Below are 17,485 nucleotides of genomic sequence, written 5' to 3' on the forward strand. Positions count from 1 at the left end.
TCGTGACATCCCTCCGCAAGCTCCGGGATTCCTCAGGGACCGGAAGAAGTTTCGGTCCCTGAGGAGCGAGCTTGCGAGCGCGCCGCCCTGAGGAGCGAGCCTGCGAGCGTCTCGAAGGGTCTCGAAGGGTCACGAAGGGCTCAGAAGCACGCTCACGCGGTGACCGCGAGCGCCTCCAGCGGATCGACGTAGATAGCGTCGAGCGAGACTGCGCCCGCGGCTTGTTGCTGCACCGTCGAACCGGAATGGGACACGCGCACATCGCGATTGGGCACCACCGACGTCGCCTTCAGCGCCTTGGCCACGGTCGGCAGGGTGGCCGGGAAGTCCGTGAACGCCTGACCGCCGAGGACAATGTGGTCAGGGTTGAAGATGTCGGAGATGAGGGCGACGGTCCGTCCGAGCACGTCCGCCCGCTCCTCCAACAATGCTCGGGCGGTGGCGTCGCCTGAGCGTGCTCGAGCGTGGACGCCTTCGATGTCGTCGACCGGGAGGCCGAGCGCCTGCGCCGCGGCCACCACACCGGTGTCGCTGGCGGTCGGCTCCAGACGGCCGGTGTTCTCCGGGTCGAGCAGAGTCGTCGGCCCGGTCGGGAAATGTCCGATGACCGGCGGCCCCGCCGCAGGTGTGTGGACCATCCCATCGACGCAGAACGCCGTGCCCACCATTTCCCGCGCATAGAAGTACAGGAAGCTCGACTTCTTCTGCTCCGGGTTGATGACGAGTTCCGCCGCGGCCATCGCCTCGACGTGCGAGGCGACCGAGACCGGCAGCCCCACGGTCTGGGCGATCACCCGACCGACCGGCGCGGCACTCCAACCGAGCCGCGGATGGTCGACGAGCCCGCCGGGCGCCACCCGCCCGCCGAGCGCGACGCCGGCCCATAGCACCCGACGCCCCGGCCAGCGGGTCAGGAAGCGTGTGGCACTCTCCCCGATCGCGGTCAGGGTCGCCTCCGGGCTCCCACCCGGCGTCTCGATCTGGATCGCGCCGACGACCCGGTGCAGCAGGTCGTGGGCGGTGATCGATGTGACCTTGTAGCCGATGTGGATGCCGAGGGTGAGCAGGTCGGTGACGTTGAGTTCGAACGGCAGTCGCGGCCGGCCGATCGCACCGGCCGGTGCCAGATCGGCGCGTTCACGGATCAGACCTGCCTTGAGCAGAGCTCCGACCTGGCGGTTCACCGTGGAGACGCTGAGCCCGGTCTGCTCGGCGACTTCGTCACGGAACACCGGCCCGGCGAGTCGCGCAGACCGGAGCACGAGGGCGGCGGGCTTCGAGGACAGCTGCAGTTGCGGGGTCGCGATGTGAATGTCGGGACCCCCCTTCCGAACGCGGTCCGTACGCGACGGCGACGTCCGGGCCGGTCCCGAACCGCCTCCCGATCGGGTGTCGGCGGCGCGCCGCTGGGTAGGGGCGGCGGTGAAGGTGGGAGATCGGTGGTCGAGCGTTGCGGTCATCTGTGTGTCCTCATCGAATGTGCCACATCCTGGACGCAAACGCGCTGATGCACGCCGGTATCCGGGATGGAGCGGGGAGTCGGGCGATCACGCCCGGGGCGAATGCTGCGATCAGCGCATTCGGCGACAACACAGGAGGCGGGCGAACGGCAGCCGACAACCCAGCGCGGTGATCACGTAGGTGACCTCCGGGATGTGCGGCTGACGCTTGTCCATGTCGATCAAGCTAGCAACGCCGCGTTTGGGCGGGCAACCGGTCGCAGGCGGCAGGCAGCCTTCGCTGACCGGCGACAACGCCGCTCACCGGCGAGAATAGTTCCGTGCGCGGCCGACCCGCCGATTACACGCACCCTGATTTCAACCGACGGCCACCCGTCCCCGGCGATGCCCGGGTCCGCCCGGCCGGCGATCCCCCTCACAACCGCCGGCCGACGGCACCCTCGAACCGCGCGCGTCCACGTCCGCGCATCGGCTCGACACGGCTTGGACGCACCGGGACGACGATCGGTTCCACCCGGATTCGGCTGAGTTCGTAGGGCTGACCTTGTCGGTGCAGTCCAGTAATCTTTGTCACATGTCCACAGCGACCACCGGCACCGCCTCCGACGCCGACTTCGTCGACGTCTTCGAGCCCTATCGGCGTGAGATCCTCGCGCATTGCTATCGGATGATGGGGTCACATCACGACGCCGAGGATCTCCTGCAGGAGACCTTCGTCCGGGCGTGGCGCGGGTATGCGAAGTTCGATCGTCGGGCGTCGGTGCGGACGTGGCTGCACAAGATCGCGACCAACACCTGCCTGACCGCACTGCAGAGCCGGCAGCGCCGGCCGATGCCCTCGGGCCTCGGTGGAGATGCGTTCGATCCGACCGACGACCTCCTGCAAGACCACGAGGTGCCCTGGCTCGAGCCGTTCGCCGGGACTGTGGACGAGATCGCTCCCGGCGACGATGCCGATCCCGCCTTTGTGGTGGGGGCACGCGAGTCGATTCGCCTCGCCTTCATCGCCGCGCTGCAGCACCTTCCCGAGCGACAGCGTGCCGTGCTGATCCTGCGCGACGTCCTCCAATGGAAGGCCGCCGAGGTCGCGGACACGATCGGCGTCAGCACCGCGACGGTGAACAGCCTGCTGCAGCGTGCACGAGAGCAGCTCAAGAACACCCCGGGGCGCGACGAGTCCCCGACCGAACTCGACGACGACGGCAAGCGTGAGTTGCTGGCCAGGTACGTATCAGCGTTCGAGCGCTACGACATCGACGCCATCGTTGACCTCTTCACCGACAAGTCGATCTGGGAGATGCCGCCGTTCACCGGTTGGTATCAAGGCGCCGAGGCGATCGGCGAGCTCATCCGACGCAACTGTCCGGCCGAGAAGCCGGGCGATCAGATCCTGCTGCCAACCGTGGCGAACGGGCAGCCCGCGTTCGGCCTGTACATGATCGAACCGGACGGGGTGCACCGCCCGTTCCAGCTTCACGTACTCGAGCTCGGCGCGGATGGCTCGGTCGACTATGCGGTCGCGTTCTTCAGCCAGACGATGGAGGAGGACTTCGCCCGGTTCGGTCTACCTCCCACGCCGTACGACGCACCGGCGCGAACCGCCCCGACTCCCTATCACTGACGTAGGCCGTCGAGGAGCGTCAGACCTCCGAGTCCTGCGGGATCTGCGACGGGTCCATCCACATCACTTCCCAGGCATGTCCGTCCGGGTCGCAGAAGCTGCGGCAATACATGAAGCCGAGGTCCTCGGCGTCGCGTAGGTGCGTTCCCCCGTTGGCCAGTGCGGCGTCCGCGCGCCGGTCCACCTCGTCGCGCGACGGTGCGGAGAGCGCGACCAATGTCTCTCGTCCCCCGTTGCGTGGGTCCGCGATGCTTCCGGCGGTGTATCCGGCGAACCGCTGTGCGCCGTGCAGAACCACCCGACAACCGTCGTTGACCTCGAAACACACTGTGCCCTGATCGCAGAACAAGGCGTCGAAGCGGAAGCCCAGACTGGTGAAGAAGGCACGCGAGCGCATCACGTCGGCCACCGGCAGGTTGACGAACAACATCGTCGACAAAGCGGACACACTCCTCGATCGCGGGATTCCCCCACAGGGGCAGACCGAGGAGGCGGCCCGAACTCATCGCACGCAGCAGGCACGCCATAAGGTGGTGGCCATGGGCGTCATCTATCTGGTGCGGCACGGGCAGGCCGATCCCAACGCGTACGGCGTCTACGGCGCCGACGAACCACCGGTCAACGGACCAGGCGGTCTGACCGATGCCGGCGAGATGCAGGCCCGACTCACCGGCGCTCTGCTGGCCGGCCTCACCGATCGGGTGACCGCGGCGGTCAGCGGCGACCTGCCGCGGCAGTCACAGACCCTCGCTGGCGTCCTCGCTCAGTTCCCCGACGCGCCCACCCCCGAGGTCGACCCGGATTGGAACGAGTACGCATTGCCCGCGCTCGTGGGCACGGCGAGCGCCGAGGAATACCGCGACGGGCGCAGCTATCAGCGCCGGCTCGACGAGGGACTCGCCGAGTGGATCACCGGCGCCACCGAGCACGGCACGGGTGAGACGTTCGCGGACTTCGCCAAACGTGTCCGCGCCGCCGCCGAGCGTGCGACCGCACTCGCCGGGTCGGGTCAGACCGTCCTCGTCGTGTCCTCGGCGGGGACGATCACCCAGTGGCTCGCCCAGCTGTGGGATGTGCCGCCGGTGGCGTGGCCCGCGATGTCGCGCACGATGGTCAACGCCTCGGTGTCCAAACTGATCGTCGGACGTAGTGGTGTCTCGGTGGTGTCGTTCAACGAACATGCGCACCTCGCCGATCGAGAGGGCGGGTTGGCGACGTTCCGGTGAGGGGAAAGCCTTGCGCGGCAGACCCTTCGTGACGGCCTCCGCAAGCTCCGGCCTCCTCAGGCACCGGGTGGGAGACGAGCGTCCAACCGATCCCTGAGGAGTGGGGGTGGCGACCGTCCAACCGATCCCTGAGGAGCGAGCTTGCGAGCGTCACGAAGGGTCACGCCCGATGCAGGTTCTCCCCCGGCCGGGTCAGGATCACGTTGGGTAGCACCGCATATCGCGACAACTGAGTGACCGAATGCGCGATGGTCGCGACGTCGCCGACGGTGATCATCTCGTCGCCCGGGATCTGGTCCTTGAGCCAGTCGGACATGTCGGTGTCGACGTATCCCGGCGCGATGGTCGTGGCACTGACGCCGTTGACCGACTCCTCCAGATTGAAGGTCTCGCACAACGAGATCAGAGCGGCCTTGGTGGCACCGTAAGCCGACAACTCCGGCTCCGGATACACGCCGGTGATCGACGCGACCGCGATGACCTTCGCCGCGCCGTTCGCGTCCGCGGTCGAGCGCAGCACCGGGATCAGTGACTGCAGGAGGATGTACGGCGCACGGACATTGACCTGGTAGAGGCGGTCGAAGCGGCGCACCGGAAGGTCGGCGACCTTGCCCTTTTGTCCCATGCCGGCGTTGATCACCAGTGCGTCACACCGGCCGAACGCGTCACGATGGGCGGCGGCAAGGGCCTCCACCGCGTCGGCGTCGGTCATGTCGGCCGGTATCACCTCGACCCGACCGGCGCCGAGTTCGGTGAGTTCACCGGCCCGCTGCTCCAGGGCCTCCCGCCCGCGCGAGCTGATCGTCAGATCCCAACCGTCTGCGGCCAGGCGCTCGGCGATGGCCGCCCCGATACCACGTGATGCGCCGGTGACCAGCGCAACCTTGTTGTCAGACATGATGTTTCCCCCTCAGGGTGTTCAGTCCGGCGGCGATGAACTCGCCGGTCGCCTCGGCCGCACGCTCGGCTCCGTCGGATGCCGCGCCGGCGCGGGCCCGATGGGTGATGCCCTCGGCGATGACGCCCAGTTTCAGATTCGCCAGCGCCAGATAGAAGTCCCAGTCACCCAGGTCGCCGCCGGTGCGGGTCGCGTAGCGTTGCGCGATCTCGTCGCCCGACGGATATCGGTCACTGGTCCAGGCGGCCTCGAATCCGACGACACGGTCGAAGGGCTTGCGTCGGTAGACACACATCAGCGCCACGTCGGTCAGCGGGTCGCCCAGTGTGGACATCTCCCAGTCCACCACTGCGCGAACGACTCCCGGATCGTCGGCGGACAAGATGGTGTTGTCGACACGATAGTCGCCATGGACGATGGTCGTACCCGCCTCGGTCGGGATGCGCTCACTCAACTCGGCGACCAGACGCTCGACATCGTCGAGTTCGCGTGTCTTCACATGGCCCCACTGCCGCGCCCAGAGCTTCACCTGGCGGGCGGCGAATCCGTCGGGTCGACCGAACTCGCCGAGCCCCACGGACCGGTAGTCCACCGAGTGCAGGCGGGCCAGGGTGTCCACGAGTCCGTCGATGTTGCGCTCGATCTGATCGTCGGACAGAGCGCCGAGATCCTCTGCGGTGCGGATGATCAGACCGTCGACGAACTCCACAACGGTGAACGGCGCGCCGAACACCACACCCTCGGAATCGATGGCGACCGTGCGTGCCACCGGCACATCGGTCGATTGCAGAGCGCTCGTCACCGCCCATTCGCGGTTCATGTCGTGCGCCGACGGCGTGAGTCCACTGGTCGGCGGTCGACGCACCACCCACCGCGAGACATCGTCGCGGACACTGAAGGTGAGATTCGACTTGCCGCCGCTGATCAGCTCGACACGCAGATCACCGGACACCGGGACGCCTTCACGCACCAGGAAGTCGCGCAACTGAACGGAGTTCAGCGCAGGGTGCTCGCTCATCGGGCGGCCACCGCCTGCGCCGCCTTCTTCGCCCGGCCGATGGCGCGGCGCGCGATGGCCCAACGGTGCACTTCGGACGGTCCGTCGTAGATCCGGAACGGCCGCAGTTCCTGCTGGAGCCGCGCGATCGGTAGATCCTCGGACACGCCGAGCCCACCGCACATTTGCATGCTGCGGTCCGCGATCCGGGTGTATGCCTCGGCAGCAAAGGTTTTCGCGATGGATGTCTCGTTGGACGCGTGGCTGCCGGCGTCGAGTTCGTGGCACGCCTTGACCAGCAACGCCATGCTGGCCGCGAGATCGATCTCGTTGTCGGCGACCATCTGCTGGATCATGCCGAGGTCACCGAGCTTGCCGCCGAAGCCTTCCCGCTTCGACACATAGTCGACGGCGACGTCGTGGCAGCGCTGGGCGGAACCGAACCACCGCATCACGTGGGTCATCCGCGCCGGGCCGAGGCGGACCTGCGCGTAGCGGTAGCCTTCGTCCACCTCACCGAGGATGTCCTCGTCGGGAACGAACACGTCGGTGAAACTCACCTCGCAGTGCCCACCGATCATCGACCGGTCGGTGGTCACGATGTGGCGGTCCACGGAGATGCCCGGAGTGTCCGCGGGAGCGAGGAACATGGTGGCCCCACCGCGGTCGCCGGGCGCGCCCGCCGTACGGGCCATGATGATGAAGAATCCGGCACCCTCGGCGCCGGTGATGAATCGCTTCTCGCCGTTGATCTTCCACCCGCCGTCGACCTTCACCGCGTTGGTACGCAACGCATTCGGGTCCGATCCGGCACCCGGCGACGGCTCGGTCATGGCGAACGCCGAGCGCAGATCACCGGCGGCGAGGGGGGCGAGGTACTTGTGCTTCTGCTCGTCGCTGGCGATGTGCGCGAGCATGTGGACGTTACCTTCGTCCGGCGCTCCGATGTGCAGGGCGATCGGGCCGAACGTGGAGTAGCCCGCGGCCGCGAACACGGGGACGCGATCGGACATGTCGAGCCCGAGTCCGCCGAACTCGACCGGCGCGTGCGGTGCGAAGATGCCCTCCGCCTTCGCTTTCGCGTTCATCTCTCGCCGCAGGTCGTCGCCGCCGGCCGCGTTGATGTCTCCACCGTGCTCGTTCTCCAGCGGCAGAACGTAATCCCGCACGAACTGGGTCGTCTTGTCGACGATCTCGGTCACGCTGGGGTCGTAGCGCAGGTCAACGGACATTGCATCTCCTCATCGGGGTCTACCGACCGAGCGATCGTTCGGCGACAGCCACAATGCCAGCTGCAACGGCGGGGGTCAACCCGGACCGCGCGGCGCAAAGGAGGATCAGGCCGGATCGATCAGGCCGGTCCACCGGACGCGCGATACCCGACCAGCGCGCGGGCGAGCTCCAGATTTCGCGCGATGAGCTCGTCTGCATCCAACTCACCGTCGAGTTTGAACCACGTCGACACCCCGACGCACATGGTCGCCACGGCTCGCGAGGCGTCCTTGGGGTATCGGGTCGCGAAATCGCCCGCCTCGACACCCGCGAACACGATCTCGTCGACCATGCGCTGCTGACGGTCACGATGACCGATGTAGGTCGACTTGTACCCGTCGTCGAGGCTGCGGATCTCGGTCGATCCGACGAACGCCTGTTCCCGCCGGTACATGTGGAAGCGCAGGAGGGACTCGACGACCGCGTCGAACTGGTCGACGGGGCGATCACCGGCCTCCGCGATCGCCACCTCCGAACGATGGAGCAGGTCGCTCATCGTGCGCTCGAGCAGGCCCTGCAACAGCGATTGCTTGGACGGGTAGTGGTGATAGAGCCCCGGTACGGACAGATTCGCCCGCGCCGCGATCTCCCGGACCGACGTGCCGTGGTAACCCTGCTCGGCGAAGGCCGCGAGCGCCGCGGCCAGCGGCACGGGCAGTTCGGCCTCGCCGTAGTCGCGCCACTGACCGACGGACTCCGGGCGCACATCGGTGTCGCCGGTCCCGCTAGTCATGGCCTCCAACATAGTCGTAGCGCTCCTGGGGCCCCGCATCCGGCACTATTCGAAACGCGCCACACCGTCGGCCAGCGCCATCATCAAACCGACACTCACATCCACGACGCCGTCGCGGTCCAGATCCAGATGCCCTTCCAGCCAGGCGGCCAGCACCCGCGCCAGACCGCCGACCTGGAAGTGCGCCGCCGCCATTCCTCGCTGTCGCGACTTGACCGAGATGACCCCGGACGCCGATTGCAGTGTGAGCGCGGCGAAGATCTCCGTGGACTCCATGCGTTTATGCGCGATCGTCGGACTCAGCAGCGCCTGGGAGAACAGCAGCCGACCTTTGCGGCGGTCGTCGTCGATCACTGCGACGATGGCGCCGACCGCCCCGCGGACCTTGGCCTCCACGTCCCCGCCGGCGTCGAAGGCGGCCACACCAAGGTCGGAGATCTCGCCGATGACCTCGTCGAACGTCGCGCCGACCAAGGCCTCGATGGAGTCGAAGCTCTCGTAGAAGTAGCGCGTCGTGAGACCCGCCTCGCGGCAGACGCCCCGGACGGTGATCGATCCGCCGTCGGAGGCGCCCAACAGTTCCAATGCGGCATCGATGAGGGTGGCCCGCCGCCGGGCGACACGGATGCCGCCGTCCTCGCCACCGTAGGCCCGCAGATTCTCGCCGCCGGACACGTCGGCGGTTCTGGTCAACGAGGTCTCACCTGATGTGCTCGCCACCCGTCCATAGTGACATTCCGGCCGCTTGACACAGACAACCTTGACAACGTTGAATGAAAGAGAAAACGGCCGTACTCAGATGCGGCCCGGGGACGAGCACCGAAACAGGGGGTCCATGATGAGTGCCGATCCGATCATCGACGACGTCACAGATCTGCCGGCCGAGTTCGCAGCGGTCGAGCCCGACACCGAGTACATCCCGCCGCGAGCGCGGATGACACGCGGCGAACTGGACGCGTTGCCGACGCGACAGAACGAGATGAAGGGCATCTCCGCTCTCGCCGGTCCTGCGAACGTCATCATGCAGCTCGCGATGCCGGCCGTCGGCTACGGCGTCTACGAGAGCCGCGTCGACAGCGGCAACCTGTTCAAGCATCCGATCAAGCGCACCCGCACCACGCTCGCCTACCTCGCGGTGGCGACGATGGGCAGCCCGAAGGATCGGCGTCTCTACCGCAAGGCCGTCGGTCAGGCGCACGCCAAGGTCCGGTCCACCGAGGACAGCCCGGTGAAGTACAACGCCTTCGACCCGAAACTGCAGCTCTGGGTGGCGGCCTGCCTCTACAAGGGGTGGGAGGACATGCAGTACATCTACGGCGATCCCGCGGACATCACCGATGAGGCGTACCAGAACGGCGCAGTGCTGGGCACCACGCTGCAGGTGCCCCGGGAGATGTGGCCCGCCACCCGCGCCGACTTCGAGACGTACTGGAACGAGACGGTCGAGACCTTCGAGATCGACCCCGTCATCCGCGAACACCTCATGTCGATCGTGCGCGCCGAGTTCATGCCGCGCTGGTTCAGCTTCCTCGTCGGCTGGTGGTTCGAACTCCTGACCATCGGCTTCCTCCCGGAGAACTTCCGCGACAAGATGGGCCTCGAGTTCAAGCCCTGGCAGCGACGAATCTTCAACGCACACAACAAAGTCGCCAAGGGCGTCAGCGATCGGCTACCGAAGGTGTTGCGCGAGTTCCCCTTCAACCTTCTGCTGTGGGACGTCCGCTGGCGCATCCGGACGGGGCGTCCGCTGGCCTGAGGGGTGGCGCGAGGTTTCGATACGTCCTCGCCTAGCGGCTCGGACTACTCAACCAGCGGTTGAAGATTCACCTCCCCGCCGGTCGAGTAGCCTCCAGTCCCCCGCCGGTCGAGTAGCCTCCGAGCAGAGCGAGGCTCCCCCGCCGGTCGAGTAGCCTCCGAGCGAAGCGAGGAAGCGTATCGAGACCCCCGCACCCGACAGCGCTACGAAACCCGCTGCACCGCATCCCGATTCACGTCACCAACCGACGTGTGACCGCTCAGCCCGAGCGTGAGATCGAGTTCGGCGATGATGTTGGCGACCACGTCACGGGCGCCGTCGGCACCGGCGAGCGCCAGCCCGTACATGTGTGGGCGGCCGATGCACGCGGCGTCTGCGCCGAGCGCGAGAGCCTTGAACACGTCCGCGCCGGTGTGGATGCCCGAGTCCACGAGCACCTTGATCCGCCCGTCGACGGCCGGGGCGATGGCGTCGAGGGCGTCGATCGAACCGATCGCGCCGTCCACCTGACGTCCGCCGTGGTTGGACACGATGATCCCGTCGACGCCGACGTCGACGGCCTGGCGCGCGTCATCGGGGTGCAGCACGCCCTTGAGCACGATCGGCAACGACGTGCGGTCCCGCAGACCGGCCACGTCGTCCCAATTCAGCGACGGCCGCGAGTAGATGTCGAGGAAGGTCTGCACCGCGGCACGCGGCTCCGGCGCCCTCAGGTTGTCCAGCATCTTCCCCGGCGCGTTGCGCGCGATCGAGAACAACGTCTTGATGGCACCCAGCGTGATCTCGGGCCGCTCGGCCGCGGCAGAACGCACCCGCTCGGCGACGATCTCGGTGAACCGCGGATCCGAGGTGTACTGGTCGATGCCCTCGCCACGCGCGAACGGCAGCGACCCGAGATTCAGATCCTGCGGACGCCAGCCGAGCATCGTCGTGTCGAGGGTGACGGCGACGGCGTCGGCGCCCATCTTCTCCGCCCGGGCGAGGAGACTGTCGACGAGGTCGTCGTCGGTGGACCAGTACAGCTGAAACCACCGTGGTGCGCCCGAGGCCACCCGGTCCATCTCCGCGGCCACACGTTCCATCGGCGCGCTGCCCTGGTTGGAGAAGATGTAGGGCACACCGAGCTCGGCGGCCGCGTGCCCGATGTGCACGTCGGCCTCATGCGCCGCGAGCGCCCCGGCACCCACCGGTGAGAAGAGCACGGGCGCCGGCAGGGTCCGACCGAACAGTTCGATCTCCAGCGACCGCGACGACACATCCCGCAACACCCGCGGCACGATGGCCCACCGATCGAGAGCGGCACGATTGGCCGACATCGTCGTACCTTCGCCCGCACCCCCGGCGATGTAGGCCCACGCCCGCTTCGACATCGCGCGCCGGGCCTGACGTTCGAGTTCGGCGTGGTCGGTCGGCACACGCGGGGTGCGCCCGTGGATTCCTTGCGTATAGATCTCGTTCTGCCGTGCCCGTCCGGCACCTGGCGACACGCTGTGGTCATCCGACACGTCGGACCTCCTGACTCGTCACGTCGAACACGAGGCCATCATAGGAACCTGGCCTGTGCTTGCGGTCACATCGCACTGTCGCCTCCCCCGACTACCCTGGGCGGAACACCAAGGGGAGGTCCGCCGTGGCGTTGTATTTGTACCGACTGGGTCGTTTCACGTTCCGGCACAAGTGGTGGGTGATCAGTTCCTGGCTGGCCGTGCTGATCGCACTCGGCGCCGTCGTCGGAGCGGTACAGCCGAAGTTCGCCACCGACTTCGAACTCCCTGGTACCGACTCGGATCGCGCGATGTCGGTGATGCAGGAGAACTTCCCCGCCATCAACGAGCGGCAGATGGAGGCATCGACCAGCATCCTCATCGCCGCCGACGACGGCCTGGCCAATCACATGCAGCAGATCGACGCCCTGGTTGCCGAGGCACGGACGCTGCCCGAGGTGATCGACCCACAGACCATCGTCAACCCGGTCACCGCCGCCGAGGCGAATCCGGCGATGGCGGCTGCGGTGCTCGGCGACGACGGCAAGGTCGGCCTGATCCAGATCAGTCAGAACATCCCCATGCAGGATCTGACGCCGGCGGAGATGGAGCAGTTCAAGGAGATGCTCGCCGAATTCCGCGGCGACGGTCTCCAGGTCGAGGGCACCGGATCGTTGATGCAGGTCTTCGAGGCCGGCGGTACGTCGGAACTGCTCGGTTTCGCCGTCGCGTTCATCATCATGATCGTCGCGTTCGGCGCCCTGATCGCCGCGTTCATCCCGATCATCACCGGCATTCTCGGCGTCGGCATCACCATGCTGTTGGTGACGCTGAGCGCCGAGATCATCAACGTCCAGCAGAGCGCGACGACCATCATCACGATGCTCGGCATCGCAGTCTCCATCGACTACGCGCTGTTCATCGTGTCCCGGTACCGCTCGGAACTGAACCTCGACGGCAACCGGGAGGCGTCGGCCGGCAGAGCGGTCGGTACCGCCGGATCGGCTGTCGTGTTCGCGGGCCTGACGGTGATGGTCGCGGTCGCGGCGCTCGCTGTGGTCGGCATCCCGTTCATCACCCAGATGGGTGTGGCGGCGGCGTTCGCGGTGTTCGTCGCGGTTCTCGGTGCCATCACCCTGATCCCGGCGCTGCTGGGCGCATTCGGCCGCATTGCCTTCACTCCCCGCATCCCCGGCATCCGCCACGGCGACGAACCCGATTCGCAGCCGTCGAACGGCCTGCGGACGGCTCGTTTCATCACCCGCTATCCGCTCCCGGTGGCGGCCATCGGACTCATCCTGCTGGTGATCGCGGCGATTCCGATGACCAAGATGGAACTGGGCATGGAGTCCACCACCGACAGCGAGTACGCGGCCACCCAGCTGCTGCAGCGCGGCTTCGGTGAGGGCATCAACGGTCCCCTACTGGTGACGGTCAGCGACGCCGACGGGGGCGACGTCTCCGCCGCCGCGACCGACGTCGTCGAGCACGTCAAAACCCTCGACAACGTGGCCAACCCGGCACAGATCACCTGGGTCGGCAACGGTCCGAACCCGGCCAACACCCAATCAGGTGCGACAGCTGCATTGATCTCGGTGACCCCGGAACAGTCGCCGAGCGGCCCGGCCACCCACGACCTGATGGAGGAGATCCGCGCCTTCGCCGGCACGGACCCCGACGGCGCCACGGTCAACGTCGGTGGTCAGACAGCGATCATGGCCGACATCTCGGACAAGCTCAGCTCCGCGCTGATCCCGTTCCTGGTGGTCGTCGTGGGTCTGGCGTTCATCATCCTGACGATCGTGTTCCGGTCGATCCTGGTCCCGCTGACCGCGACCCTGGGCTTCCTGTTCTCGGTGTGCGCCACCTTCGGCGCGACGGTGGCGATCTTCCAGCAGGGCGACTTCGGCCTGATCGACAACCCGAAGCCGATCATCTCGTTCCTGCCGATCTTCCTGGTCGGCGTGGTGTTCGGTCTGGCGATGGACTATCAGGTGTTCCTGGTGACGCGAATGCGCGAGGAATACGTGCACGGGGTGTCAGCGAAGGATTCGGTGATCATCGGCTACCAGCACGGCGCCCGGGTGGTCGCGTCGGCGGCGGTCATCATGATCTCGGTGTTCGCGGCGTTCATGCTCGCCCCGGACACGATCGCGAAGATGATGGGCTTCGCGTTGGCCGCGGCGGTGTTCTTCGACGCCTTCATCATCCGGATGATCGTGGTCCCTGCGGTGATCACCCTGCTCGGCGACACCGCCTGGAAGTTGCCGAAGTGGCTGGACAAGATCTTGCCCAACGTCGACGTCGAAGGCACCGCGATCCGGGAGATCCCGCTGGAGAATCAGGTCGACCCGGACCTCTGGGGGCCGGAGCCGGCGAAGGTCTGAGTCACACCGACGCGATCAGCACCGCTCCCATCGCGAGCATCACGACCGCGACGACGGCGTCGAGCAGACGCCATGCCCGCGGCGACGCGAAGAACCGGGAGAGCTTGGTGGCGCCACTACCCAGGGTGGCGAACCACAGCAGACTGGCCAGACAGGCGCCGATTGCGAACGCCCACTTGGCATTTCCGTGGCTGTTGGCGATGGCACCCATGGTGAGCACCGTGTCGAGGTAGACGTGTGGATTGAGCCAGGTCAGCGCGAGCGCCATCCCGACTGCGGCCCACCGGCTCACCGTCGACGCCTCGTGCGCGTTGGTGACGATGGCGTCGCTGCTGCGCATGCATCGCCGCGCCGCCAGGAGCCCAAGCGCGATCACGTATCCGCCGCCGAGGATCTTGGCGATCGTGACGACACCGGGATGCGCGGCCACCAGCGCGCCGAGGCCCGCAACTCCCGCGACGATCAACACCACATCGGAGATCGCGCACACCACCACCACCGGAACCACGTGCGCCCGCGCGACACCTTGGCGAAGGATGAAAACGTTCTGTGGGCCGATCGCGATGATCAGGCCGGCGCCGGTCAGGAGCCCGGCGATGGCAGCGAGTACGTAGGTGGTCATGCTGTCGACGCTATGGACCCCCAACTGAACAATCCAGCGAATGTTTTTCACGAATCATGAACTGAGCTTAAGATCGACCCTAGGATCGAGGCATGGAGATCACCCAGGACGGTGTCCAGACACTCGCGGCAGTGTTGCGTGAGGGCACCTTCGACGGCGCCGCGTCGGCGTTGCACCTCACCCCGTCCGCGGTGAGTCAGCGGATCAAGGCACTCGAGGCAGCGGTCGGTCGCGTTGTGGTGCGCCGGACCAAGCCGGCCACCGCAACGCCCGACGGCGAGATCCTGGTGCGCCTCGCCAAACAGTGGGATCTGCTGGTGGCCGAGGCCCGCGCCGAACTGCTCGGCGGCACCGACGACGACGCGGAGGCCCGGGTCCATCTGCCGATCGCAGCCAACGCGGACTCGCTGGCCACCTGGTTTCTGCCCGTCATCGCGCAGATGCAGGCCGAGCACCCGGTCGCCATCGAGGTGTTGCGCGACGACGAAAGCCAGAACAGCCGGTTCCTGCGGTCGGGAGAAGTGTTGGGCGCCATCACCTCTGACCCACTCGGTATCCGCGGGTGTACTACCCGCGCACTGGGTGCGATGCGGTATCTACCTGTGGCCACACCGGAATTCGTCGCCCGCTGGATGCCCGACGGCCCGTCATGGGAGGCGTTCTCCCGAGCACCGATGGTGCTCTTCGACCGCAACGACTACATCCAACGCAACGTCCTCACCCGGCTCGCCGACGGCCCTGTCTCGCCGCCGATCAACTACGTGCCGGCATCGACGGAATTCCATCGCGCCGTCGAGCTCGGCATGGGTTGGGGCGCAGTTCCCGAGGTCCAGATCGCCGACGCCCTCCGCGACGGGCGGGTGGTGCGGATCGTCGACGACCACGTCGACGTTCCGCTGTACTGGCAATACTGGAAACTCAGCTCACCGATTCTCGACGCACTGACCGAACTCACGGTGGCCGCTGCGGCGGAGCATCTCGTGCCCGCCACCCGAGCGCTCAGGGCAGCGGGGTCACCTCTTTGATCTCCAGCCGCAGTGGATGTTCGATCTCGTCGCGCCACAGGCGTGCCGCAAGGTAGAAGACGACCGCCACGGGCACCGGGAGCAGGCCGGCCAACAGGAAAGTGGCGGTGAGTCCGATGGCGTGACTGATCGGCGCAGCGAGCGCCATCGACACCGGCATCAGCGCAACGGAGACGAAGAAGTCGAGGCTCGCGATCCTGCCCAGCAACTCAGGTGGCACCCGACGCTGCAACAGCGTCCCCCACAGCACCATCGGTCCGTCGAACATCACGCCCATCAGGAATCCGGCGGCGACGAACATCCATGTCGAGTCGGCGACACCCATGATCACCAGGGGAATGCTGGAGAACGTCCAGATGCCGAACATCAGGGACAGATACCGGCGCGGCATCGGGATCGACGCGAAGACGAGCGATGATGCGGCGGCTCCGATTCCGAACCCGGCCAGGACCAGGGCGTGGTCACCGGCTCCGCCGTCCGCGCGATCCTGCAGCGCGAACGGCACCAGCACCTCGATCGGCCCCATCACCGCGAGCACGAGGATGCACGAGAAGAACAGGGTCGCCCACAGCCACGGCGTCCGCCACATGTAGGCGAATCCCTCGACCAGGTCGGCGACGACCGAACGCACCGGATGGGCGGCGGTGGCGGTCAGGTCGCGCCGCACGGCGACTGGCGCCATCGCCACATACGCCATCGCCGATGACGCACTCGCCAGGCCGGCCAACACGATGGCCGCGGCGGGTGAGGCGATCGAGATGGCGCCGCCGGCCACCATCGGGCCGATGGCCTGGAAGATCACCGGACGGAGGAAACCCTCGATCCCGTTGGCCGCCTGCAGTTGTGCCGCTTCCACCACGCTCGGCAGCAGCGCCGAGTACGCCGGGTAGTACATACCCATCGTGATGCCACCGACGAGGGACGCCCCGATCAGCACCGGCAGCGACAACACTCCCAGCATCCCGGCGACACCCACGATCCCGAAGGCGACGAGCTTCACCAGCTCCAGTCCGATCATGATGCGCCGCTGGGAGACCCGGTCGGCGAGGATGCCGCCGGCCAGCGTGGACACAACCATGCCCACAGCGGCGACACCGGTCACCACGGCGAGTTGTCCGGGACCGCCGCCGAGTTCGATGACCTGCCACACCACGCCGACGGTCCAGACTCCGTCGGCGAACATGGCCAGCATCAGTCCGAGTACGAGCAGCCGGTATTGCCGCAGCGCGAAGGGTTTCAGCGCTGTGGGGAGACGGGTCTCGATGCCGCCGTCGACCGGGGTGCTCACCTATCCAGCTTGGCCCAATGCCAGGTCATGCGGCCACTGCTTTTCCGAGCAGCAGCCGTGACCTCTGTCATGCGCGACGCACCGGTCACCGGTGGTCGACGCCGGTCCTCATCGAGCGTTCTCGAACAGCATCAGTGCGAGGCGTGCTTCAACGACCGAGAACGGTGGTGGGATCGTCTCGGTGAGGTGCAGGGTGTCGCGGCCCGGCGGCGCGTCGGTGTCGGGTGGCTCCCCGGTGTCAGAGTGGATGCGGGCACGCACCTGCTCGAGCTCGCGATTGAACATGGCGCCAATATCGGGGCGCCGGTTGACACGCTGCGGGTTGGGTGGCGCGTGCGGGTCGCTGTTGCGTCGCCACCAGGTGCGTCCGGCATCGGGGCCGTCGGCGTAGACGCCGGTGGTGAACTGCCCGCGTTTGGGGCCGACCATCCGGTTGTGCCGCGGGCACGCCGGCGCCAGGTCGGTGATGTCGGTCAACCCGCCGTCGGCGAAATCGGCCACCGCATGATGCATTTCGACGTGGGTGGCCGGCTGATCACAGTCGGGTGCCGAGCACACCTCCCCATCCGGGCGGGCGAACGACATCAGACGTTGCGCTTGCGACGCCAACCGTTTGGCCCGCCCCAGATACAGCGGTAGCGCGGTGGCATCGGCGAACACCGCCAGATACTGCTGGGCATCGGCGGCCAGCCGGATCACCTCGTCGATCGGCAACG

Annotated in this window: 16 protein-coding genes; 5 read left to right on the forward strand and 11 right to left on the reverse strand. The window is 67.1% G+C overall.

The features are described from left to right. Window positions 1-152: 152 nt before the first annotated feature. Entirely contained in the window at window positions 153-1,460 is a 1,308-nt protein-coding gene (locus tag VZC37_RS06800; protein ID WP_330431635.1) for an ROK family protein, read from the reverse strand. Window positions 1,461-2,034: 574 nt separating this feature from the next. Between VZC37_RS06800 and VZC37_RS06805 the strand changes: the two genes are divergently transcribed. Continuing rightward, on the forward strand, window positions 2,035-3,081 hold the full coding sequence (locus VZC37_RS06805) for a sigma-70 family RNA polymerase sigma factor (protein WP_330431636.1): 1,047 nt from the start codon (window positions 2,035-2,037) through the stop codon (window positions 3,079-3,081). 19 nt (window positions 3,082-3,100) lie between these two features. Here VZC37_RS06805 and VZC37_RS06810 read toward each other — a convergent pair whose 3' ends face one another. Then, complete coding sequence (locus tag VZC37_RS06810) at window positions 3,101-3,520, reverse strand: VOC family protein (protein WP_330431637.1); 420 nt, start codon at window positions 3,518-3,520, stop codon at window positions 3,101-3,103. Between the two features lie 100 nt (window positions 3,521-3,620). On the opposite strand from VZC37_RS06810, the gene VZC37_RS06815 reads away from it, so the two are divergent. Beyond that, on the forward strand, window positions 3,621-4,307 hold the full coding sequence (locus VZC37_RS06815; protein WP_330431638.1) for a histidine phosphatase family protein: 687 nt from the start codon (window positions 3,621-3,623) through the stop codon (window positions 4,305-4,307). A gap of 160 nt (window positions 4,308-4,467) precedes the next feature. Here VZC37_RS06815 and VZC37_RS06820 read toward each other — a convergent pair whose 3' ends face one another. From VZC37_RS06820 to VZC37_RS06840, 5 genes are all read right to left on the reverse strand, one after another. Further along, window positions 4,468-5,205, reverse strand: coding sequence for an SDR family NAD(P)-dependent oxidoreductase (locus VZC37_RS06820; protein WP_330431639.1), 738 nt, complete (start codon window positions 5,203-5,205; stop codon window positions 4,468-4,470). After that, entirely contained in the window at window positions 5,198-6,223 is a 1,026-nt protein-coding gene (locus VZC37_RS06825) for a phosphotransferase family protein (RefSeq protein WP_330431640.1), read from the reverse strand. Before VZC37_RS06825 ends, VZC37_RS06820 begins: the two co-directional genes overlap by 8 nt. Continuing rightward, window positions 6,220-7,434 (reverse strand): acyl-CoA dehydrogenase family protein, encoded by a 1,215-nt coding sequence (locus VZC37_RS06830; RefSeq protein WP_330431641.1) that lies wholly within the window; start codon window positions 7,432-7,434, stop codon window positions 6,220-6,222. Before VZC37_RS06830 ends, VZC37_RS06825 begins: the two co-directional genes overlap by 4 nt. Window positions 7,435-7,553: 119 nt before the next feature. Next, window positions 7,554-8,207: a TetR/AcrR family transcriptional regulator gene (locus tag VZC37_RS06835; protein ID WP_488803380.1), complete on the reverse strand. Its 654-nt coding sequence runs from the start codon at window positions 8,205-8,207 to the stop codon at window positions 7,554-7,556. 45 nt (window positions 8,208-8,252) lie between these two features. Beyond that, entirely contained in the window at window positions 8,253-8,927 is a 675-nt protein-coding gene (locus tag VZC37_RS06840; RefSeq protein ID WP_330431643.1) for a TetR/AcrR family transcriptional regulator, read from the reverse strand. A 118-nt stretch (window positions 8,928-9,045) separates the two neighbouring features. Here VZC37_RS06840 and VZC37_RS06845 point away from each other — a divergent pair, with 118 nt between their 5' ends. After that, window positions 9,046-9,963 (forward strand): oxygenase MpaB family protein, encoded by a 918-nt coding sequence (locus VZC37_RS06845; protein ID WP_330431644.1) that lies wholly within the window; start codon window positions 9,046-9,048, stop codon window positions 9,961-9,963. 203 nt (window positions 9,964-10,166) lie between these two features. Here VZC37_RS06845 and VZC37_RS06850 read toward each other — a convergent pair whose 3' ends face one another. Beyond that, window positions 10,167-11,450: an alpha-hydroxy-acid oxidizing protein gene (locus tag VZC37_RS06850; RefSeq protein ID WP_330431737.1), complete on the reverse strand. Its 1,284-nt coding sequence runs from the start codon at window positions 11,448-11,450 to the stop codon at window positions 10,167-10,169. Window positions 11,451-11,593: 143 nt separating this feature from the next. Here VZC37_RS06850 and VZC37_RS06855 point away from each other — a divergent pair, with 143 nt between their 5' ends. Further along, window positions 11,594-13,834, forward strand: coding sequence for an MMPL family transporter (locus tag VZC37_RS06855; protein ID WP_330431645.1), 2,241 nt, complete (start codon window positions 11,594-11,596; stop codon window positions 13,832-13,834). 1 nt (window position 13,835) lies between these two features. Here the strand turns inward: VZC37_RS06855 and VZC37_RS06860 are convergent, their stop codons facing one another. Then, complete coding sequence (locus tag VZC37_RS06860; RefSeq protein WP_330431646.1) at window positions 13,836-14,456, reverse strand: LysE/ArgO family amino acid transporter; 621 nt, start codon at window positions 14,454-14,456, stop codon at window positions 13,836-13,838. A gap of 92 nt (window positions 14,457-14,548) precedes the next feature. On the opposite strand from VZC37_RS06860, the gene VZC37_RS06865 reads away from it, so the two are divergent. Continuing rightward, window positions 14,549-15,481, forward strand: a complete 933-nt coding sequence (locus VZC37_RS06865) for a LysR family transcriptional regulator ArgP (RefSeq protein WP_330431647.1) — start codon at window positions 14,549-14,551, stop codon at window positions 15,479-15,481. Here the strand turns inward: VZC37_RS06865 and VZC37_RS06870 are convergent. Beyond that, complete coding sequence (locus tag VZC37_RS06870) at window positions 15,456-16,769, reverse strand: MFS transporter (RefSeq protein ID WP_330431648.1); 1,314 nt, start codon at window positions 16,767-16,769, stop codon at window positions 15,456-15,458. The genes VZC37_RS06865 and VZC37_RS06870 overlap by 26 nt on opposite strands. 108 nt (window positions 16,770-16,877) lie before the next feature. Then, window positions 16,878-17,485 (reverse strand): HNH endonuclease signature motif containing protein (locus tag VZC37_RS06875; RefSeq protein WP_330431649.1); only part of this gene is annotated, 608 nt, incomplete at its 5' end.

It is taken from the genome of Gordonia sesuvii (assembly GCF_036350415.1).
Taxonomy (GTDB): domain Bacteria; phylum Actinomycetota; class Actinomycetes; order Mycobacteriales; family Mycobacteriaceae; genus Gordonia; species Gordonia sesuvii.